The sequence below is a fragment of the Shewanella sp. NKUCC05_KAH genome, from assembly GCF_019345585.1.
In the GTDB taxonomy this organism is placed as follows: domain Bacteria; phylum Pseudomonadota; class Gammaproteobacteria; order Enterobacterales; family Shewanellaceae; genus Shewanella; species Shewanella oncorhynchi.
Genome location: NZ_JAHKQZ010000002.1, coordinates 332,946 through 355,895 on the forward strand (window position 1 = coordinate 332,946; position 22,950 = coordinate 355,895).

The window sequence follows — 22,950 nt, forward strand, 5'->3', positions numbered from 1 at the left end:
TTAATCGTTCCCCGCAGATACCGAAATTTTATCTATACCAGCCGCTTTGACTTGGTCTAGAACTTTAACAACTAAGCCGTGCATTGCGTCTTTATCAGCCTGAATCAATACAGCAGCTTCAGGAGCTTCAGCCAGCATGCGCTCAACGTTTGCCGTTACACGTTCGATATCAACCTGACGGTTTTCCATCATGATCACGCCTGTTTTACTGACGCCGATAAAGATGTTAGCCGAAGGCTTTGAAGTCGCTTGTGAAGCTTTTGGTTTGTTATAATCCAAACCAGAAGGTTTCACAAATGACGTTGTTACAATGAAGAAGATCAACATGATAAACACGATGTCGAGCATCGGTGTCATATCAATTTGCGCTTCCTCGTCTACACTGGAATGCTTTTTACGTGCCATGTTCAATCTCTCTCTAGTGGTGCGGCATGCTGTCTTTTAGCTTTTCTAAACTGATTTTCATTTTTACATCCAGACGAGTACTAAAGAATACTCCCGATAATGCTGCAACCATCCCCGCCATCGTGGGCATAGTCGCCATTGAAATACCAGCCGCCATTAAACGAGCATTACTCGTCCCCTGAACTGCCATCACATCAAACACTGAAATCATACCGGTTACGGTACCTAACAAACCTATCATAGGACAAATAGCTACTAAGGTTTTAATCATCAGCATACGTGCATTCAAATCTTGCTTCGCTTGGGACAGCCAAGCTTCACGGATACGGTGTGCGTACCAAGAGGTTGTTTCCTCTCTAGCATCCCACGCAGATATGATAGCTTTATGTTGCTTTGGTGATATCCAATTAAGATACCAATAACGCTCAAGCATCAATACCCACATGAAGAACAATACAAACGCAACCAACCAAAGGACGTTTCCTCCAGCGGCCATGAAGCCCCTGACGGAATCCCATATGTCCATCAGGTATAGCATCATTAGTTAGCCCTCTTCTCAGCATGTGCAGCGATAATGCCCGCACTTTGCTCTTCCAAAATTTGGGTGATTGATTTGCTACGCGCAACGAGTATTGCATGTAGTAACATCAGTGGCAGAGCTGCAACCAGACCTTGTACTGTAGTAACCAGAGCCATAGAGATACCACCCGCCATCAGTTTAGGATCGCCAGTACCGAACAGTTGGATACTTTGGAAGGTCGCAATCATACCAGTTACTGTACCTAGCAGACCTAACATTGGGCCGATAGCTGCAATGACTTTCAAAATTGAAATTCGAGCTTCTAATGCAGGCGTTTCTTTCAGAATAGCTTCATCCAGTTTCAACTCTAATGTTTCAACATCAACATCTTTGTTTTCATGGTAAACCTTCAAGATACGACCAAGGGCATTGTTACCTGGATTATCAACATTCTTAGCTTGGCGTTTAACTTTTGCACCGATAGCTGCCAGCACAATGAAACGCTCAACCGCAATTAATAAACCAATAGCAAGTAATATCAGAATAATATAACCAATGGTACCGCCTGACTCGATACGATCTTCCATGCTAGCTTTGTTCGTAAAGATGTTTAACAGTACGCCACGTGCAGGGTCAATATAGAAAGGTGCTGTACCAGAAGCCGTTTCTTCCCATTTAGCAACAGCGCTAACTTGATAGCCTTCAGGTTGTTGAGATAACTGCTGAATTAAACCTAATTCAGGGTTATATACAACGTATTTACCGTCAGCCGTTAAGTTATAAGCACCAATACGATGAATAGTCGTCGTTTTCACGTTACCATCAATTTCGGTAACAGAACCTTCAAACTTAACCACTTTGCCAGATTGTGCCATTTCAAATAGCTGCTCTTGCCAAAATTGTTCTAACTCTTCAATTTTGGGCAATTGCTTACGGGCACCTAAATCAGCGATAAATTTATCGCGATTTGGGAATTGAGCACTGATGTTAGAACTTGCCAGTTTACCAGCGAAATCACCGGCTTCACCTTTAACTACACCAAACATTTCACCCAAGTCACCTTGAGCCGTTTTTAGATCCTCTTCTAACTGAGCAATTTTACGCTCGTTATCTAAGAACGCTTGGTTTAAATCTTTACCACGTTGCTTTTCAGCAGCTAAAGCATCTTTTTCACGCTTTAATAATGCAGCTTTGTCGCCACGTTCTGCTTGGAATTCTTGCTCACGCTTACTGTTGACTTTACCTTCTGCAGCGCGTTCAACTTTAACTTGTTGCAATAATTGGTCAATTGACTTAGGCGCATCAGCAGCGCTCGCCATACCAGCAGTTAAAGAGAAACTTGCAGCCAACACAGCTGTAGTAATTAACTTCTTCATTATTGTGCAGTCTCCGCAGCAGGAATTGGTAACGCGAATAGATCTAGAGCGCCTTGTTTACGGGCAATGCGGATACCTTTGGTCAGTTCACGCAAATAGCTGTCATCTAACTTATCCCAACCCTTAGATTCTGGGTTGTACATCCAGCCAGTCTTTTGATCTAAACTCTGTGCATAAAGAGCAACACGACCTAAGTTAAAGAAGTCAACCAACACTTCTTTACCATCTAGGTTTAACTTACCTTGGTTAACGGCAACAGCACTACCGTATTCACGCTCAATACTATAAGCATCAAGAATTAGACGGTATTTTTCTGCTAGTGTGACTTCGGCAGTATTAAGAAGTTTTTTCAGTTCATTAACACGATTAGTGCGTATTTCAGAATTAAAAGGTAAATCTAATTGAACAAACTGTTCTAATGACTCAACCATTTTAAACATTAATGGCACAACACCTTGGCGAAGTTTATCAACACCATTGATGTCACCCTGCACTGAATCCATTGTCTTTTGTTGATCAGCGACTAAGCTTGCAACGTAATCGTTATATGATTTCAGTGATTCGCGCTCATCTGCGACAGAACCATACTCAAAAAGCATGTCTTGTGCTTGATCGAAATACTTATCAACGTTCTTTTGCGACGCAGCAGCATCAGCATGGATCATACTATCCGCTTTCTGCACGTCGGTAAGAGGATCTGCAACTACTAAGTTGCTGCTCGCTAATGCCAGCACGCCAACAAGTGCAGTAGCGATTTTTGTTCTATTGCTTACCTTGGACATAGTTCCCAACCAATTTGAAGTGAATAAAAAGGTTTAACTTACCAGCAACATAACGACAAGGAGTAAATACTTGCCGAAAAAATTTCTGTAAGTTCGTCTTTCTCTTGTGATTCTTAGTTTTTTCTTCCCTTTCCTACGCCCTTACAGGCATAGACCCGCTGGCATCATTTCACAAAATGTTGACCTGTGTCAACATTTCAGACGACTAAAAACTAGTGTAAAGAAGCGTTAATAATGAAATTTTTTACGAAAGGTGTTTTTTTAGGCAGAAATGAATCTTTAGGGTTATTACTTTTTGTTCCAAAAAACAATAAATTAATTTAAACCCTATAAAATCATAATGATAGCTAACGACCAACTTTGTGTGTCCTGTTTATTAAAATTAACATTTTTTAACATAAAGACGACTCAAATAGATGCTCTTTACTCATATCCTACTCCTCTCAATAAAATTTACTTAAGGATTAGGAGTGAAACAGTATTAAAGAAATCGAAGACCCCGTTTTTTCGAGAAATGTTAATAGTAGAAGAATTTAGAATGGATAATTTAGAGGAAGCTTTCATTAATTTGACTCATCCGAACTGCGGATAAAAGCGAACAAAACCCAATTGCAATAAAGTCATCACTCCCTAGCTGTGGCCTTACATCAGTCTGAATATAGCAATTTCAAAACCTATTTAACTGAATTTATCTGCCAGAAGCACTTCCTTAATTCACCAGCGATACCGGCATTCTTAAGCTGTTATGAACAACTTTAGCGCCATGAGTCTTTGTTTAACAGCTAATTCAAGCCAACTGGCATCGCTTTTAATAACTTAACTAACTTAAACTCAGGATAAGAATGCTTGGACTTGATGTTGCGTAACCGATTTATGATCAATAACGTTTCTGACTAACTGAAAAATATTTCTCAGGTAACACATCCAAGGCGATGCAGCGGCCTGAGTTTTAGTGAACTTCATCGCAGATCCAGTTGCTTATGACTTCCAGGCTAAAAAGGTGGGCATAAAAATCAATCAACTAGAAAAGAAAATACCCATTTAGAACTGATGTTAACTAACCCGCTAGCAGACAAAACCAAATTAAATACCGTAAATATGAAAAAGCCCTCTAGGCATCCAGAGGGCTTTATACCAACTAAAACTTAAATCTTACACCCGCATAGTAACGACGACCAATTGGATCATAAGTACTCGCTGCAGTTTCTACACCAGTGCTACTTTCTGGCAATCCACTGATAATTGGTGGAGGATCTTGGTCGAATAAGTTATTAATACCAACATAAAACTCAGCCATATCAAATGGACGATATGCTACATTTAAGTCATGGTAAGTAACAGAACCAACACCAACAGACTCGGGAGCTAAGTCGTAGCCTGACAGGAATGAATCATCTAAGAATGACTCACCAATATAGGTCGTATTCCAAACAATATTGAAATCACCAATTTCATAGCCTAGTGATAAGTAAAACTTATCTTGTGGAGCATTAATTTCCCCATTAAAATTATCGGGCTCAGCACCTGGCAACGGTATTTCATAACCTGTAATCACATGGGTATATGCTAGACGTGCATTGGTTTGACCGACTAAACCATAATCTTCTAAATCTTTAGCGTAAGTTATGACATAGTCAACACCCGATGTAGCATAACCACCGCTGTTGGTTACAGCAGAGTCAATATACTCTAAAGAACCAGCGCTGTTCGGGCCTTCAGGTGCTTGTCGACGGGTAACAAAACTACATAATGCAGCATTACCTCCGTAACATTGATCCAAAATGTACTGACGGTCAGTACTAACTATAGCGTCTTCAATTTCAATGTCGAAATAATCAATATTAAAATCAAAGTCCTCTAATACCGCAATACCATCAGGTGAGTAGGTTACACCATAAGTCCATGACTTACCTTTTTCAGCGTCTAAATCTGGGTTACCACGGTTAAAACCACTAATACCTTGAATATCTGATTGATTTAAAGTGAATGCCCCATTTTGAGCAATGTTTGCCATCACACCAGCATCTGTTCGGCATGCCTCAGCTTGCGCGCCTGTTGTTGTTGCTGTCACCCCCTGACAAGGATCAGTTAAACCAGGTGGGAAAGTTTGGCTTGGTGGTGAATACAGCTCATTTATGTTTGGTGCTCTAGTTGATATCGCACGAATTGCCCTAAAACGAAGCTCATCAATAGGTGCCCAATCAAGAGCAACGTTCCAGCTTTCAGTATTGCCTACGGTAGAATAATCAGAGAAACGTACTGCACCACGTAAATTTAACTGCTTAGCCATAAATGCATCAGCAATCAATGGCACATTCACCTCAGTGAAATATTCCATCACATCAAACTCGCCCTCAGTGCTTGGTATAGCATTACCCGCATTTAAGCCAGCTTGTTGTAACGCATCAAATTCACTACGAGCATATTCCTCACGGTACTCGGCCCCCACTGCAACACCGACGAAACCAGCAGGTAATTCAAAGACATCACCAGAGATATTCATACCTGCAACTGTTTGTGTTGCAAGTGTGTTTAACGAGCTAGGTGCATTCACATAATTAGCGGCTTCAGGTGACACAGTGCCTGCGCCAAATATATTGATCGGCACACAACCTTGAGCGCGAGCAGTAGCATCACGACATACTTTGTTACCATATTCATCAGTAACAGCTTCTAACGCAGATTTAAAATTCAGTACGTTAACTTGCCCAGTACCAGTTTGTCCTTCTTTACTTTGACCGTATGAGAAATAAGTATCTAAAAACCAGCCGTCAGCTAATTCGCCATCAATACTAGTCATAATACGGAATGTATCACGGTCAGCTCTGCTACCACGGTTAGCTATATCAGACATACGGCGAGTGAAAGAGATATCCCTTAAACCATCACCATTTGTATCTGTAGCTAAGTTATAAAGCTCATCAGGTATCACAGAGTTGCGAACTAAAGTACGCTCATATTCACCGGGATTAGTCGCACTTTCAATAAATTGTTCAAACTCTACAGGAAGCTGTCCACCAGAACCTTTAAAAATATCAACAGAAGACAGTGCAAAGGGTTCTAACTGGCTTTGTGTTTGCGTTGACGCATAGGTTCCTTCAAGTGTAGCGTTCCATCCATCCGCAAACTCATACTTACCTGTCGCCGCAAAAAGGTAGCGCTCCGTCGGTACCGCAATTGTACGTATAGCGTTGCGGTTATAGCCGTCAGCTTCACGGGTATCTGTTCCATTGGTTGAGAAACCAGAGATAAAGTTACCGTTCTTATCATAAGTATATGGTTTAGCATCCGCACCTTTACCCACAACAAAACGACCTTGTGGCGCAAAGCTTGAGTAGAAAGGTTGATACGGTGTAAACATATCCTCAGGCAAACCTGTCACGGCTGCACCTAAAGAAATTTGATCGATTGCCGAGCGATCACGATCGCGTGAGTAGACGGCCCCTTGGTTAGTGTAAGCACCATGCACCATGATGTTACCTTTACCGTTAGCAGATGATGTACCCATAGTAAATTGAATTTGATCATCTTCGCTATCACCTTCGGCGCTTTGACCTTTTTGAACATCAAATTCAATACCTTCAAATTCTTTTTTATAGATGATGTTAACTACGCCAGCCACAGCGTCTGAACCATAAACGGCTGAAGCGCCGCCCGTCATAATCTCAACACGCTCAATGAATTGTGTTGGAATTGTATTTAAGTCAACAGCAGTATCACCTGGTACGCCAGACACAAAGCGACGTCCATTAACCAAGACCAAGGTACGAGCTGTTCCTAGATTACGTAAGTCAACAGTAGCAACTCCAGAACCTGAGGTTAAAAAGTTAGAGTTAGTACGGCTAAGCGCGGGGGCACCAAATGCTGGGTTTTTAAGCAGCAATTCTTGAACGTTAGCAACACTCGAAGTGTCAATCTCATCTGCGCCAATAACCTGCACAGGTGAGAAACCTTGCAAGTCTGTTGAACGAATGCGAGATCCTGTTACTTCAATTTTCTCAATTGTTTTTTCCGCAACAACTGCATCACCTTCTGCTGCAGCAACAGAAAATGTGCTTAGAGCAGCAACAGCTGCACTACCAACTAATGCGTACTTTATTGAATGGCTTAAAAAGCTGTTCTTATACATTGTCAATCTCCCTATATAAGTATGTCTTTATTATAATATTCCCATCGTCATCACACGACAGGTCACACGCAAACGCAACACAACAATCTAAATCATCCCAATAAAATCACATTTAAAACACTTAATCAACAATTGAAACGGAAATAACACAGCCATCGGCTGTTTGTGAATAGTTTAAAACTGATGATTAGCCATAAGCTTTGTCTAGTGCCAAATTGAATAAAAATCATAATAGCTTGAAATTTAAGCATTTATTTTATAGTGATGGAGAGTTACCCATTATCAAATTGAAAAACAACTCAAACACAAATACTTGCAAAAAATTAACACTTAAAACCACTTTTAAGTATAAGTGCTCAAAAAACCTGACATTTTATGGCTAAATTTTGTTCAGCAAAAAATGGGGAGATCATTACAACATGGGAATAATTTTCAACAAACAACCTCAATTCTGCTTAAACATGCACTTTTAACCAAAGTGATTTTAATACCGATATTTGACTGGATTTGACTTGTCCTTGATTGCCAATAAGAACAATGACCAAAGACGTCTGTAATATTTAACGTGCACGGGCAGAACTGACGAGTTCTGAAAATGTGTCGAACAGATAACAATAAAAAATTTAATTACCTTCCATTTGAGAAGAACTCGTTATTTAAGGTGACCAAATCATTGAAATAAATGACTTAATCTAAATGACCATTACGCTATTACCAGTTAGTTTTCCATTTTTTCATTCTGATGATAAAAAACCCCAAGTTGCCTCAGGGTTTTTATTATTAAAGCTGGAACAGAATAATGACTCCCGCTAACGAGGATTTAGAACTTCATACTCGCACGAACAAAGAAATAACGACCTAACATTTCATAAGTATATGGATCTGTGTTTGAGTCATTATTACCTGTGTAATAGGGAGGCTCTTTATCGAACAGGTTATTGATACCACCTGATAGGCGAATATTTTGAGTTAAATCATAAGATCCTGATAGATCATGGTATATAACACTCCCTACCGTTGGCGCATAACAACTAGATTCTTTGCCTTTACAAGCAAATGAGTCCATCCCATCAATATAACGAGCTTCATAAGTAAAGCTCCAGTCATCTGCACTAGCAGTGATGTTCATATTACTCTTGAATTTAGCATATGCTCCCGTACCGCCGGTAATGTAACCACGATAATCCACAGCAACACCATCAGGATCGAATTCTTCATATTCGGTCAGAATTGATGTATCCCAACCTGCTTTCCAATCCAATCCCAGAGCTGAAAATGCATAAGCAACATTAATGTCATAACCCGCAGTGTTCGTCGCACCGATATTTTGTAGACCATTGTCAAACTTAATACGACCACTGTTATCAATCTGAATATTAGAAGATTGACACAATACAGTATCAGTATTGATCTTATTACCTGCAGCATCTAAACATTGGTTAGCAATATAATTGTTGTCAACAGAAGTTATAGTGTTTGTTAATTCAATATCGTAGTAATCAACAGTCATAGACAGACCATCTACGAAGCTTGGTGAATAAACTAAACCTATCGTCGTAATGTCGGCTTCTTCTGGGGTTAATAACCCATTACCGCCAACAGTGACTTCAGCTTGGTCTTGTTCTGTTGCAGGATGAACAATTTGTTCGAAGGATGGTGACTTACCACCATATAACTCATCAACAGTTGGAGCACGGAATGCAGTAGACAACCCCCCACGGAACATAAGGTCATCATATACTCGCCAAGTTAAGCCTAGTTTCCATGTAGTGTCATCACCAAACGTGCTGTAATCAAAATAACGCATTGCAGCACTTAGATCGAGTTGTTCCACTAGTGGTAACCCACTTAACAATGGGATAGCCAATTCAGCATAAATTTCATTAACGCTAAAATCACCACCGGTAGGTTCTACCCTAGGATCATTAGCTAACCCCTGTGCTGTTAATGAATCTGGTGTAAACTTTGCAGCTTCTTTACGATTCTCGTATCCAGCAGCAAAGCCCATCATACCCGCTGGTAACTCAACAATATCACCCGATAAGGTTGCAGCAATAATATCTAACTCACTTCCACCACTATTTACTTCGGTATAAATGAATGGAGTGATGCTCTCACCTTCCCATGAAGACTGTAAAAAAGGATCAAACTCCCCCTTTAAAACTGCTGCATTAATTGAACCTAAATTATGTAGATTTGCCAGAGTATCGACAGAGTCGTTGCGACCTTTATTATAAGAGGCATCCCAACTCCAGCCATTATCAAATTCACCTTCTACGCCTAAAACAATACGAATAGTGTCTACAACTTGACTAAAGTCACGGGTACCGGACTCAACCATGCGACGACCATAAGAGAGTTCCTCTCCAGGCTTAACCCATGGCAGCAGGTCATCGGTCATCCAACCACCAGCTGAAATAGGATTATAAACCCATGCATCGCTGTTCCAAATTGGTTGAGGAGCCATTTGTTGATTTGACCAACGCTTTGAATACATAGCCTCAGTAAAGAAACGAGTTGTATCTGTCAGCTCATAGGTTCCAGCAGCCGTGAGATTCAAGCGTTCCATTGGCGTCGATAGATAACTATCTTTCGCATAGTTATATGCATCATTTGCAGTAACATAATCATGGTAAGTACCACCTCTACCACTTAGATCTGCAGTATCGCCCCAAATATGACCACCTTGAGAATAACCACTACCACCGCAAAACAAGCTAATTTTACCACTTGCATCAGGCTTAGTTTCTGTTACAGGGCAATCAGAAAAATCACGATCAGCTTGGCTTGCCTCGCCACGCTTTGTATACTGTGCGCCTATAACGACATTGCCTTTATCAAAGGTGTTACCCAAAGTCATATCAATCGTAGACTCGTCAGCATCACCTTCTCCAGAAATGCCGGTTTGGGCGTTGACTTCAAAACCTTCAAAGTCTCTTTTCAAAATTACGTTAACCACACCAGCAATAGCATCTGTACCATAAACCGCAGAAGCACCATCTTTAAGTACTTCAACTCTTTGGATCATAGAAACTGGAATCGTATTAAGGTCAACAGTAGAAGCAGCTCCTGTACCAGAAGCAATCATTCGACGACCATTAACCAAAACTAGAGTACGGTTAGTGCCTAATCCTCTGAGGTTTATGCGAGAATTACCACCAGAACCATTATTTATGCCAGCGTTAGTCATAGCACCGCCAGCCGAAGTCATTTTCTGCAAAACATCATCAATCGATATTGCACCAGAGGAAATAATGGCTGAAGCATCAATCACGCTAACAGGGCTAGCCGTTTCCATATCTGCGCGTTTAATTCGCGAACCAGTTACAGCTATACGCTCAACTTTTGCTCCATCTTTATCATCTGCAAATGTAAAAGGTACATTTAATACCGTAGCAGTCACACCGCTAATCAGTGCAAAGCGCACAGATTTTGCTATCAAGTTTTTTTTATGCATTGTCAATCTCCCGGGAAAATCATGTTTTTATTATAATTTGCTTATTTAATAAGCAGTTTTAAACAAGAGCACCTTAAACATTCCGAAGTGCTGCGGGAGCATAAAATCATATGAGAGACATTTAATCAACAAAAAGATAACCAAATACAAACAAATAATGCACAATGTATTTTTATTACAAATTGACTTATCGTTAAAAACAAAAAAGCCAGTCATTACTGACTGGCTTTTTGTTAAAACAGTGGTTTCTACTATATAGAAACTGGAAACTTAAAGTGTGTAACGGATACCGATGGCAACCCCGTCAGATTCTGAAAGCGCCATTCTAGCTTCTTGTTCTTTATCTGCACTGGTAAAATCGCTGTAATCTTTACGTGCTTCTACGTAAAGCACTGTGTTTGGGTCCCATACAAAATGCAAACCAACCACGACAAACTGACGTTTGAACTCATCGTTAGGATCGGCATTAAAGTTAGGTTGAATGACGTAGTCTTTACCGGCATCAAGCACGTTGTAAGAAATGAATGGACGTAACCCATTGTCAAACTTGTATGAAACTAAACTTTCAATACCATAGGCGTCTTTAATCAAACGACCAATATTGTCTGTGTCATGATTTTCTTGTCTGTTAACGTTTGCAGCAGCGTATAAGCCATTGCTATCGAAGTTACCCCAAGTGATACCCGCACCGTAGATAAGATCAACCGCTGTGGTTTGTTCGCCGTTACCAAAACTCACATCAAACTCACCGCGGTTAACACCCGCAGTTAAGGTCAGCATATCAGTGGCTTTATAGGTCAGCGCGCCACCATAAGTATAATTGTATTCTACTTGTTGAGCAGCTTTATCACCGCTTTCCCAGTTCTCTTGACACTGAGCTTGTGAAATATCATCCGTTGTATCACAGGTATAGAAGCTGCTGTTTTTCAACTGTGCTTGAACTGCAAAGCTTACATCGCCAAATGCATTGCGATATTGAACTGTTTTATCACCACGACCAACACCGTTTACCGCGCCATCATCTTTATTATAAGTGTAAACACCTGCAGTGTTACCGTCCCACACAAAACCGTAGTTAGTGTTGTAAACGACATCGTACCAAGCGCCCCACTGCTTACCAATAGTCAGTGTTCCATAAGTGTCATGGGACAGACCAGCGTAACCTAAACGGTTATAAAAGAACTCTTCTTGAACAGATTCGAAGCGATTGTTATAGACGATGTCGCTACTACCTACAGGGTTCACACCCCATTCCAATTTAGCAAATGCTTTCCAACCGTCAGTCAACTCACGATTAAAACCAAAATTAATGCGAGATGCGCCGTTAACAACCTCTGTTTCCCCTTGAGTGTTGATCACGCGTGCATCAATAAAACCACCGATTTCTACGGCATTTTTATTATCTTTATAGATCTCGATAGCTGAGACTGATGGAACTAAAAAAATTGCTGCAAGCGCAGTTGCTACTAACGTCTTGTTCATTTGGTGCTTAACCTTTTTTGTTTATGTTCTGTCAACGTCATTCCGTTGTTATATTTCCTTACAATTTCCTCTTAAAGGGTAGCAAACTTTCAATATTCCCTCAAAGCTAAACCTAAAGAATATGTCGATTAACATCACAAAAACAAACCAGTTAACCTCTACAAAACAGGTTAAAACGCTACATTCGCCACCCTGCGCAACACATAAAGAACATTAAAAACACTATATTAACAGCAACTGCTTTGACGCAATATCCATGTAGTTTAGTTTCATTATCGAAAAAACAGGCTCGGCAATAGGGCCAATTTGCTTATCAATGTAGTATTGGTAATCAATTGGTGACGTTCTGTACAGTAAGGATTCCGGTCCATTTACAGTAATCAGATAATCAATCTGCGCCCCACGCTTGCCAAAAGAGGCATCTCCTGTTAAGTCGCATAATTGTTGAGCGACTTTAACATGGGGAGAAGATTTAGCCGTGTAATCTTCAATATTGCGTCGCATACGTTTGCGAAATACCAAATCATCATCCAACTCACCATCAAGCAGCTTTTCAAACACACTGGCCAAATAAACACTGATATCCCTTTGGTTAAACATCCGTTCATAGAGTGACTCTTGAACTTTGCGCGCTAAAGGGCTCCAATCACTGCGCACTTGCTCCATACCTTTAAAAGTAAGCTCAAGTTCATCGCTCGCATTACGCCACGCGCCAACATAACGTTTTTTACTGCCTTCTAACGACCTTCTTAAGGTCGGCATAAAAAACTGCTCATAGTGGCGTTCAAACTGTAACTCGAGAAAACTCTCAACTTGATGATCTTCACCGATCTTAGCCTGCCACTTAGCATTAATTTCCCGCGCCAGAGTGTTACCTAAGGCGTTAATGTCTGAGAGATCTGGCTCGCTGCCAAGCCAGACAAAGGTCGAATCCGTATCGCCGTAAATCACTTGATAGCCCATCTCTTCTATCCATGCGCGGGTTTGTTTCATGATTTGATGGCCGCGCATAGTGATCGAACTTGCTAACTTTGCATCGTGGAAAACACAACCTTGAGAACCTAAAACCCCATACAACGAGTTCATGATAATTTTTATCGCTTGGGATAAAGGCGCATTGTGCTCACGTTTGGCCTTTTCGCGCTGCTCAGATAATGTTTGGATAAGCTTAGGTAAAATGGGCTGTTGCCGACTGAAACGGCCACCGAGAAACCCCACAACACAGTCAGACTCGGGCAATTGCAAACCTTCAATTAATCCCTTAGGGTCGATCAAAAAGGTACGAATAATGGAGGGATATAGACTTTTAAAATCGAACACTAAAATATGCTTATAAAGTCCCGGTACAGAATCCATCACATAGCCACCGGGGCTTTCGATCCCATCACTCGCAGGAGCATCGGGTGCGACATAACCGGCTCGATGTAAATGCGGTAAATACAAATGATTAAATGCCGCCACCGAAGCCCCAACCCGCCCCAACTCTAAACCTGTTAGTTCAGCTCGCGCGAGGGCGAACTCCCATAATTGAGTATGACTAAAAATATCCCACACCAGACGGCTGTCAGTAAGATTGTAATGGGCTAAGGCTTGTTTATTGGCCTTAAACAACTGATCAATTTCTTCAACGCGATTATCCACGTTATGAATGGCCTTGCCTTCACCTAATAATTTCCGCGAAACAAATTCCAACGAAAACCGCTCAAAATGATAGAAAGCCGCCTTAAGCCAATCGATACCATCGAGTACCACACGGCCCGGTAAAACTAAGGTTTCTGGCCGAAATTTATTATCGACTTTCCACTCAAGCTTTGCCCCTCCGCGGCCAATGGTGAGCGGAATACGGTGTAATAATGCCCGGCGTGACAAGAGTGCGAGGTCAAAACTCACCACTGACCAACCTATGACAAAGTCAGGATCAAACTCATGGAACCACGCGATTAATCGATGAATGAGTGCAGCCTCATCGGCCACCCATTCAATATATTCGGGAGAGTTTGATTCAGCCTCACCCACCATAATCACTTTTTCATAAGTCTGCTTGAGACTGTCTTGCTCTTCGTCTCGGCCACTGTATTGACCATATAGTGCAACTGAATAGAGTAAACCTTCAAAGCTGCATTCAAAATCCAGTGAAATACAGCGGAAATGTACAGCCGTTAAAGGGGCAATACTCTTAGCCCGCTCGGCGATAAACACGGGCAGCGAGTTAGCCTCAAGACTGTCGCTAGTCGGCGCGTATATGTTACTCGTCGCAGAGAAATGCCCTAAAAATGCCACATCCAGCGCCACAAACCGCTCGATTAAATAACGCTGTTCGGGGCGAATGTCGGCTTCAAATAAAGGGATATCGGCATCTTTAGCGATGCGCTGTAAGGTACGTAAACTATTGCTAGATTTAGCATAAACACCACTAACCGCGCCGCCTTTAAAGCTTTTGAGCGCTAACGGTACAAACCGCAATGCTTGACCCGGCGTTTGCAACTGCAAAGCCGTGACATCAGTTTGATGACAAAAACAAATGTGTTCAGTGCCTTGCACTTCCACCAGCACAGGGCCTTGGGCGGTAGCCAGATAATACTGCAACACTAAACTCCCATGACGATGAATCGCATGGCGTGTTAAGACTCGACCTTGTACACTAACGGCCGCGGTAGCCTCTGACTTCATCGCATGGGTTCCCAAATCGCATAGCTAGTCAATTTAGATGGTTCCTCAATTTAAATGCCGCCAAATGGCAGAAAAGTTTCTTAGGCTATGCAATCACTGTTATTATGTACAGCATTAATTCGATAAAGTAGTGACGCATGTTACCTGACAATGTAAAAACCCAGATCCGCGCCATCTATAAGGATATTGCTACCGCCTTGCCTAATTTTAGGCCGCGCCGCGAACAAAACTATATGGTGGCGGAAATCTCTAAGACCCTCGCTGGCGACTATGATAAAGATAGGCGCATCATAGTGGTCGAAGCAGGCACTGGGATCGGTAAATCATTGTCTTACATCCTCGGTACCATTCCACTGGCATTAGCGAGCAAGAAAAAGGTCTGCATCGCTACCGCAACCGTCGCCTTGCAAGAACAATTACTGCATAAAGATTTACCCTTTTTTCTTGAGCAATCCGGCTTAAATTTCCGTTTTGGCTTAGTTAAAGGTCGACAACGTTATGTATGTCTATCGAAACTGGCGATGCTCATCGGTGACGACAACAGTACACAAATGGCCATGTGGCAAACTAAACCTGACAATAGCCAAGTAGCTATGATGCATGGCCTGTTAAAAGACTATAACGAAGGTCGCTGGAACGGCGAAATCGATACCTTAGCCGTGCCGCTGCCCGATCACCTGTGGCAACAAATCGCCTGCGACAAACACAGCTGTCATCGTCAAGTCGCCAGCCACAGAAATTGCCCGTTCCATAAAGCCCGCGAAGATGTTGATACCTGGGACGTGCTCATCGCCAACCACAGCTTGTTATTCGCCGATTTAGAGCTAGGTGGCGGCGTGATTTTGCCCGATCCCGAAGACGTGTTTTATGTTATCGATGAGGCACATCACTTACCCATTGTGGCGCGGGATTTCTCCAGTGCTCAGGCCACGCTGAGGGGCGCATGCGACTGGCTCGAAAAAATTGGCAAAACCTGCGCTAAGTTGCAAAACCAAATAAAGAGCAACAACATTATTGCTCCTGCGCAGGCGATGCAGGATCACTTAGGCGATCTTATCGCCCAGCTCAATCAAGTGGCCCACTATTGCGATACCCAGACCAAACACTTTGCCAATCCTGAAAACCGTCTGCGTTTTGAGCACGGCAAACTACCAGAGTCATTACTCATTCTCGCCGAAAACCTTGCAGTGACCTCTAATCTTGCCCTCAAGCAGTTTAATAAAATGCTGTCACTGCTGGCAGAGGCGATTAAAGATGGCGACATTCCTAAACATCAATCCGAAGCGCTATTGGCCGAAACCGGATTTATGCTGCAAAGGCTCGAAAACCTGCAGAAACTATGGAGGATGATGGCCAAGGAAGATAAACATAAAGGTGCCCCTATGGCGCGCTGGGTTGAACTTATCACAGGTAAACAAGTGGATTATCTATTTAGCGCTTCACCTATCGAAGTCGGCTTTATGCTGGAATCCATGCTGTGGCAAAAGGCCGCAGGCGTAGTCTTATGTAGCGCCACGCTGCGCGCACTCAATAACTTCGACCATTTCGTACATCAGGTGGGGTTATCACTCAACGATGGCAGTCGTTATTTAGCCTTACAATCGCCCTTCGATTACCCCAATAATGCGACACTTTATTTACCCAAAATGCGCACTGAGCCGACGGATGATGCCTATACAGCTGAACTTGCCGAACAAATCATCACCCTTATTGAAGGCGAAATGGCAACCTTAGTGCTATTCGCCTCCTACTGGCAGATGGAAAAAGTGGTTGAATTACTTGAAGGTAAACTCACCACTGAGCTACTTATCCAAGGCAATGCGCCACGGCAACAATTGTTAGAAAATCATAAAGCTAAATGCGATAAAGGCGAACCAAGCATCTTGTTTGGCACCGGCAGTTTTTCTGAAGGTCTCGACTTGCCCGGCGATTATCTGACTAACTTGATCGTCACTAAACTGCCCTTTGCCGTACCAACCTCGCCCGTTGAGCAAGCGCATGCAGAATATGTCAAAGTCAAAGGCGGTAATCCCTTCTTACAACTGACGATCCCAGATGCTTCACGTAAGCTTATTCAAAGTTGTGGTAGATTACTGCGTAAAGAGCAAGATTATGGCCGAGTGACCATTTTAGATAGGCGGTTAGTCACTAAACGCTATGGCAAGTCCTTACTGGATGCCTTACCGCCCTTTAGACGTGTTATAGAGTAGGATTAAAATTTGGAGTTGTTACTCGAGCCCAGTCATTGGGCCCTGTTGGCAGTCATAGGTCTTATCGCTGGATTCATTGATGCCGTCGTGGGTGGCGGTGGCCTATTGTCGATCCCCGCACTGTTAACCTTAGGCATTGCGCCGCATACCGTATTAGGCACCAATAAGTTAGCCGCAAGCTTTGGCTCTTTTATGGCGGCTTGGACCTATTATCGCAAACATCTCTTTAAACCCTCGTTTTGGTACATGGCTTTTATCGCCACCTTTATCGGCGCGGTATTGGGCAGTTTTTTAGTCTATTTAGTCGATACCCAATGGCTCGAAAAAGTCCTGCCGCTGCTGATCATTGGCATCGCCATTTACAGTTTAGTCAGTCCCAATGCGATGTCAGACGTTAACTGCCAAGTACCAACCAGCAAGCCGCCAGCCAAGCAACAATGGCTACAGGGACTGGCTTTAGGCACTTATGATGGTTTTGCAGGCCCAGGCATTGGCGCATTTTGGACCGTCACATCTGGCTCTTTGTATAAACTGCCTTTACTGCACAGTTGTGGCCTTGCCCGTGCGATGACTTTTACCAGCAACTTGACCGCACTGACTATCTTTGGCTGGCTTGGACAGGTAGAGTGGCAAATAGGTCTGTGGATGGGATTGTGCATGATGTTAGGCTCATTTATCGGCGCCCGCTGTGCGATTAAATTTGGTATGCCCTTTATCCGTCCACTGTTTATTTTGATCGTGCTAATGATTGCAGCGAATTTGGCATGGAGCGCATGGTTGTGAACACCCAACAATTAATGGTGATGCTGAAGAATCAGCTTAAAGCCTTAGAACAAGAAGTGCTGCAACACGATAATCGACTCGCGCCGCCGCAGCGTAAACTTCTGCAAGAAACGGAGCGTTTTAATCACTCGCTGTTTGTCCAACACGGCGCCCAACTCGGCCCCTGTATTGAACAAATTCGTAGCAGTATTATGCAGCTCGAAAAACAAATTAAGCTTAAACTCGCCCCCCAGACCATTGCCCTGAGCTGTGAGCGGATCCAAGATAGATTTACCGCAGTCAAACGAGCCTTGCTGACCACTTCTATCGACATTAAGTCTAAAACTCAGCAGCGTGCCAGTAGCCGTGCCCGTTTTGCACAACGCCAGAATCAGTCTCACCAAGCCAGTGGTTTCGATTGGATCGCCAATAACGTGATGCAAAATAGTCATGAGATCTACGAAGAATTGAACAAACATCTTAATTGGGCGAAAAAATTTGAACAAAAAATTGAAGAAATGGAATCAAAACTTGAAAACTGTCATAGTGCTGACAAAATAAAATTGCAAAATGACATCCTTTTGATGCATCGTCGTCTAGGAAAATGCAGGCAAGCTATTAGTTATATAGAAGATCGCATTCAAATATTCGAACGCCCGTATCAGAGTAATAACCGTTAAGGAGTAACAATGAAATCACTTTTGCCAATTAGCAGCCTGCTAGTATTACTCGGATCTGCCTCAGCCTTCGCTGCAGATCTGAACATTCCTATGTCATTTGAGTATCTTGCTCTTGATGGTAAAAAAGTCGAGTCGAGCGTATTCAACCATAAAAGCAGCTTAGAATTGGCCCCCGGCACTCACAAAATCGCCATTCGTTATCATGAAATGGTAGAGGATGATTTTAGTGACAGCCAAACCTTTGTTAAGTCAGCACCTTTCATCGTTACTTTAGATGTTGATGGCGACCATCAATATTACCTGCAAGCGGCCGAAGGTGAAGTCGTTAAAAAGCCTAAAGTTTACGCGCAAAACCCACAAGTCAAATTAACCCGTAGTGACAAAGGCAGCGTCAATTACCAAGTGGTGAATACCAATTTAGAAGAAGAAAGCTTCGTCTCTCGCCTTTTCAGTGGTAATCAAGCCGTTGACGTATCCGGTACTGCCGCAGCAGCAACCGGTGCCGCTGGAGCAGTAGTAGCTGTTGCACCAGCCCCCGTGACAACATCGGCGACCGTTAACGCAACATCACTCACAGCCCCCGTAGACACCTCTAAAGCAGCAGGAGCCAACCCACAACAAATGTTGCAATACTGGTGGCTACAAGCGGATGAAAAAACCCGTAAAGAATTTATGAGCTGGGCAATTTCACAGCTATAACAACTTGCGATAACGAGGTTTAGTCAATATTGACTCTGATCCCACTGGTTTATCACGCCAGCTATTCCAAGCTGGCGCTTCCTCCCCATCACAGATTTCCCACCACTAAATACGCACATTTACGGCAGTACTTACTCGATAACCACATTGCCACGACTGCACAGTTCCACGCACCAACGGCCATGAATGCAGAAGATGTAATACAAGTGCATCAACGCGAATATGTAGAGCAATTTATCGCGGGAACCTTGCCAACAGCGGCGCTTAGACGGATTGGTTTCCCGTGGAGTGAAGCCTTAGTTGAGCGTACCTTGCATTCTGTGGCTGGCACCACACTCACAGCTTCATTAGCCATAAATCAAGGTATTGCCCTGCATCTCACGGGTGGCTACCATCACGCTCATTACGATTTTGGCAGCGGCTATTGTATTTTCAACGACCTTATCCTCGCGGCCAGAAATGCCATCGCGAGCCAGCAAGTACACAAGGTACTGATTTTTGATTGCGATGTGCATCAAGGTGATGGCAGTGCAACCCTTAGCCACCAATATCAAGGGATCATCAGTTGCTCGATTCACTGCAAAGAGAATTTCCCGAGTCGTAAGCAGCATTCCCACCATGATATTGAACTAACCAAAGGAGCGGACGATAGCGCATATCTTGAAACCGTGGAGCAGACACTCGCCCTCCTTATGCGAATCCATCAACCAGATCTGATTCTTTATGATGCTGGGGTCGATATTCATCAAAATGACGATCTTGGCTTGCTCAATATCAGCCAAGAAGGACTGTTCAGACGGGATTTAACTGTGTTATCAATGGCAAAATCGGAAAATATTCCAATTGCAGCCGTGATAGGCGGCGGCTACAGCAGAGACGCACTACAATTAAGCCAAAGACACAGCCAACTTTTTATTGCGGCAAATCATTTGTGGTAGCAAACTCAATGAAAACCGTCATGGAGCATAACAATGCAACTCGAAATCCGTAATTACTACGAAGTTCTTTTAATGGAAATATTGTCAGATGAAGGACTTATGGACGAACTTCCTGAGGACTATCTCGCCGACTTATGTTGCGTGACCTTAAATCAACTGCCAGTCCGCTACATACGCCACCTCGTCGATACTTACTTCTTTGAAGACTATAACGAGCTACAGGAATTAAAGCGTGAGATCCAAACCGCACTCGAAAAGTCCCGCGCTTTTCTTAAACAAAATCTGCAAAAAAGATTACAGGAAGAAGCCGAAGCCAATCGTTGATTTAGTTAAAGGTTACTGTTGAGAGCATTTTTAGCCGTTGTAGTGGCAAGAACAGAAGCTGGCAATGGATTATCTCATTGTGCAGAAATATTAACGCTATAAATGATTAACAGCAGAAAACGGAAATAGTCTGCAAGCTAAAATATTGAATAACATAAATTGAGTAGATATAGAGAAGCACAACGGAAATAAGCAGAAGGACTGCTGAATTGGAGGTTCCCCTAGAGCCGACACCCCGGCACACGAGTCGCTTGCTGCGGTTGCTCCCTTCCGGGCCTGGCCGAGTTCACAAGTTATCATTGCGGGGGGACCCTAGGGTCACCATAACTTCGAACATTACTTTGAATGACATAAACCAAAGCATTGCTTGAACGCGAAGGATTATCCCCCATGGACCCTATGGGATCAAGCGCTAATCGATAAGATCTCTTAATATCCCACCTAACTGCACAATCTATAAGCAAATGGAGTGATTGAAATGATAAAAGCCTGCAAATGCAGACTTTTATATATGTTTTACTGAATCTCTTATCATAAAAATCAGCAGGCTACACCGCAATCATCGCCAAAGGTGGTTACAACTTGATCAAATGGCGATTTTGCTCAATTATCTTAGCCCCAACACCAGAGACATTCGCTAAGTCATCTATGGCATTGAACTTACCATTTTTAGTGCGATAGTCGACAATCGCTTGAGCCTTTGCGGCACCAATCCCTTTGAGTACGAGTAACTGCTCGGCTGAAGCGGTATTGATGTTGACTTGAGCGGCATCTGGCATAGATTTTTTCGCATCAGATGCCATTTCACCCGCTTCAGTTTTAGCCTGTACTTTCACGGCGGCCTTGGTTGGAGTTTCTGTTGCGATTGCTGGGCTTGCCAAAAAAGCCGTTAATGCTATGGCACTCATAAAAGCAGGTATACGATTTGTGGTTTTCATAACAATTCCTCTATTCCATGATTTGCGGCCTTTCGTCCTACTTCCGTGGCCTCAAATCAAAAATAGTCTAAGCTGTCCCGAAATACCAAATCGGCGTCATAAATATTCACTATCGCTAAACTTCTGTCTTCGGCTCAATGAGTCAGTGCTTGACTATGATAAAAAGATGCAAAAAGCATCCTTTTACCATTCAAATAGCTAACGGTCTTTAAAATAACAACATTCATTAAGCTAACCGAGCTAACGCTTGGTTCAAGTCGGCGATGATGTCGTCACAATCCTCTAAACCAATAGAGATCCGCAGCAAATTATCACCAATCCCAGCGGTAGCCCTTGCCTCTGGCGTATAAGGTGAATGCGTCATCGATGCAGGATGTTGAATCAGGGATTCAGCATCACCTAGACTCACCGCAATTGAGAACAACTTTAGATATCCGACAAAGGCCATGGCTTCTTCTAAATTTGCCGCCAGTTCAAACGCGATAACACCACCAGCACGTTTCATCTGCTGGCCAATGAATTTATGCCCTTGATGAGATTTAAGCCCGGGGTAATACACACGTGTAATGCTTGGATGTTCCGCCAAAAACTCTGCCACGCGCTGGGCACTATCGCAATGGCGCTGCAAACGCACATCTAAGGTTTTAAGGCCGCGTAAGATCAGCCAAGCATCATGTGGCGATATCACAGCGCCAATATCCTTTAAAATTTCATACTTCACTTTATGGAGCTGTTCTTCACTGCCACACACTATCCCCGCAATCACATCACCATGACCATTGAGATATTTAGTCGCACTGTGGATCACCAAATCAATACCAAAATCCAGCGGCCTCTGCAGTAATGGGGTCATAAAGGTATTATCGACAATACTGACCAACTGATGACGTTTGGCAATATTCGCAATTGACGCTAAATCAAATACCTGCAAATGCGGATTGACAGGGGTTTCACAGAAAATGACCTTAGTATTGGATTTAATCGCCGCTTCTATTTCTGCTTCCGATGAAAAGTCCACTAGGGACACTTCAATACCAAAGCGGGCAAACTGAGTCGTCATTAGCGCATAAGTACAACCGTATACGGCATTCGACGCCACTAAGTGATCGCCCATCTGCAAATTAGCCAGCAATGCGGCGGATACTGCGCCCATACCAGAAGCAGTTGCTGCTGCGGCCTCAGCCCCTTCTAAAATCGCCATTTTACGTTCAAGCTCGGCAGTTGTCGGATTCCCTAAGCGCGTGTAAATATACCCCGACTCATTACCCGCAAATCGCTCACCACCTTGCTGTGCAGACTCAAACACAAAAGTCGCACTTTGGTAAAGCGGCGTCACTAAGGCACCAAAGGCCTCTCGCTCATGGCCGCCATGAATAACATGTGTTGCCGCCTTCCACATCTTGCCTGACTCATCTTGCATACCTAGCTCCTTGTCATTGGCATTGAGCAGTTCCCGTTCTTGATTGATTGTTGGTGTGGAGCGCTCAATGCCCGCATTATGGATAATCTAATAGATAAGTTAATGAAACATTAGCCCTATCGAATAAGCCCTACCATAACGCGGCCAAGCACTGAAGC

The 22,950-nt window shown here is 43.0% G+C and carries 16 protein-coding genes and 1 other RNA gene; 6 read left to right on the forward strand and 11 right to left on the reverse strand.

What is annotated here, in order from left to right; genetic code table 11:
- The 8 genes from KO533_RS03380 to KO533_RS03415 form a co-directional block, all read right to left on the reverse strand.
- Positions 1–405: a biopolymer transporter ExbD gene (locus KO533_RS03380; RefSeq protein ID WP_037428129.1), complete on the reverse strand. Its 405-nt coding sequence runs from the start codon at positions 403–405 to the stop codon at positions 1–3.
- A 13-nt stretch (positions 406–418) separates the two neighbouring features.
- On the reverse strand, positions 419–946 hold the full coding sequence (locus KO533_RS03385; protein WP_113938836.1) for a MotA/TolQ/ExbB proton channel family protein: 528 nt from the start codon (positions 944–946) through the stop codon (positions 419–421).
- Positions 946–2,301: a MotA/TolQ/ExbB proton channel family protein gene (locus tag KO533_RS03390; RefSeq protein WP_173496514.1), complete on the reverse strand. Its 1,356-nt coding sequence runs from the start codon at positions 2,299–2,301 to the stop codon at positions 946–948. Before KO533_RS03390 ends, KO533_RS03385 begins: the two co-directional genes overlap by 1 nt.
- On the reverse strand, positions 2,301–3,083 hold the full coding sequence (locus KO533_RS03395) for a DUF3450 domain-containing protein (RefSeq protein WP_113938838.1): 783 nt from the start codon (positions 3,081–3,083) through the stop codon (positions 2,301–2,303). The genes KO533_RS03390 and KO533_RS03395 overlap by 1 nt, the downstream gene beginning before the upstream one ends.
- Before the next feature lie 1,138 nt (positions 3,084–4,221).
- Entirely contained in the window at positions 4,222–7,212 is a 2,991-nt protein-coding gene (locus KO533_RS03400) for a TonB-dependent receptor (RefSeq protein WP_219252863.1), read from the reverse strand.
- A gap of 820 nt (positions 7,213–8,032) precedes the next feature.
- Entirely contained in the window at positions 8,033–10,669 is a 2,637-nt protein-coding gene (locus KO533_RS03405) for a TonB-dependent receptor (RefSeq protein WP_028760444.1), read from the reverse strand.
- Between the two features lie 270 nt (positions 10,670–10,939).
- Positions 10,940–12,151, reverse strand: coding sequence for a porin (locus KO533_RS03410; RefSeq protein WP_113938841.1), 1,212 nt, complete (start codon positions 12,149–12,151; stop codon positions 10,940–10,942).
- 222 nt (positions 12,152–12,373) lie between these two features.
- Positions 12,374–14,821 (reverse strand): DNA polymerase II, encoded by a 2,448-nt coding sequence (locus tag KO533_RS03415; protein WP_219252866.1) that lies wholly within the window; start codon positions 14,819–14,821, stop codon positions 12,374–12,376.
- 137 nt (positions 14,822–14,958) lie between these two features.
- Between KO533_RS03415 and dinG the strand changes: the two genes are divergently transcribed.
- From dinG to KO533_RS03445, 6 genes are read left to right on the forward strand one after another with little or no spacing between them, the layout of a single operon-like run.
- Positions 14,959–17,031 (forward strand): ATP-dependent DNA helicase DinG, encoded by a 2,073-nt coding sequence (gene dinG, locus KO533_RS03420; protein WP_173245594.1) that lies wholly within the window; start codon positions 14,959–14,961, stop codon positions 17,029–17,031.
- 9 nt (positions 17,032–17,040) lie between these two features.
- Positions 17,041–17,814, forward strand: a complete 774-nt coding sequence (locus tag KO533_RS03425) for a TSUP family transporter (RefSeq protein ID WP_198572204.1) — start codon at positions 17,041–17,043, stop codon at positions 17,812–17,814.
- Positions 17,811–18,473 (forward strand): primosomal replication protein, encoded by a 663-nt coding sequence (locus tag KO533_RS03430; RefSeq protein ID WP_105253146.1) that lies wholly within the window; start codon positions 17,811–17,813, stop codon positions 18,471–18,473. Before KO533_RS03425 ends, KO533_RS03430 begins: the two co-directional genes overlap by 4 nt.
- A gap of 9 nt (positions 18,474–18,482) precedes the next feature.
- Positions 18,483–19,172 carry a DUF2057 domain-containing protein gene (locus KO533_RS03435; protein WP_028760450.1) on the forward strand — a complete coding sequence of 230 codons (690 nt, stop codon included), beginning with the start codon at positions 18,483–18,485 and terminating at the stop codon, positions 19,170–19,172.
- A 29-nt stretch (positions 19,173–19,201) separates the two neighbouring features.
- Complete coding sequence (locus KO533_RS03440) at positions 19,202–20,110, forward strand: histone deacetylase (protein ID WP_219252868.1); 909 nt, start codon at positions 19,202–19,204, stop codon at positions 20,108–20,110.
- Between the two features lie 33 nt (positions 20,111–20,143).
- Positions 20,144–20,434: a late competence development ComFB family protein gene (locus KO533_RS03445; RefSeq protein WP_028760452.1), complete on the forward strand. Its 291-nt coding sequence runs from the start codon at positions 20,144–20,146 to the stop codon at positions 20,432–20,434.
- A gap of 218 nt (positions 20,435–20,652) precedes the next feature.
- Here KO533_RS03445 and ffs read toward each other — a convergent pair.
- The 3 genes from ffs to megL form a co-directional block, all read right to left on the reverse strand.
- Positions 20,653–20,750: signal recognition particle sRNA small type (ffs, locus tag KO533_RS03450), an RNA gene on the reverse strand.
- A gap of 259 nt (positions 20,751–21,009) precedes the next feature.
- Positions 21,010–21,372 carry a ComEA family DNA-binding protein gene (locus KO533_RS03455; protein ID WP_105252925.1) on the reverse strand — a complete coding sequence of 121 codons (363 nt, stop codon included), beginning with the start codon at positions 21,370–21,372 and terminating at the stop codon, positions 21,010–21,012.
- A 226-nt stretch (positions 21,373–21,598) separates the two neighbouring features.
- Entirely contained in the window at positions 21,599–22,792 is a 1,194-nt protein-coding gene (gene megL / locus KO533_RS03460; RefSeq protein ID WP_219252870.1) for a methionine gamma-lyase, read from the reverse strand.
- Between the last annotated feature and the right edge of the window lie 158 nt (positions 22,793–22,950).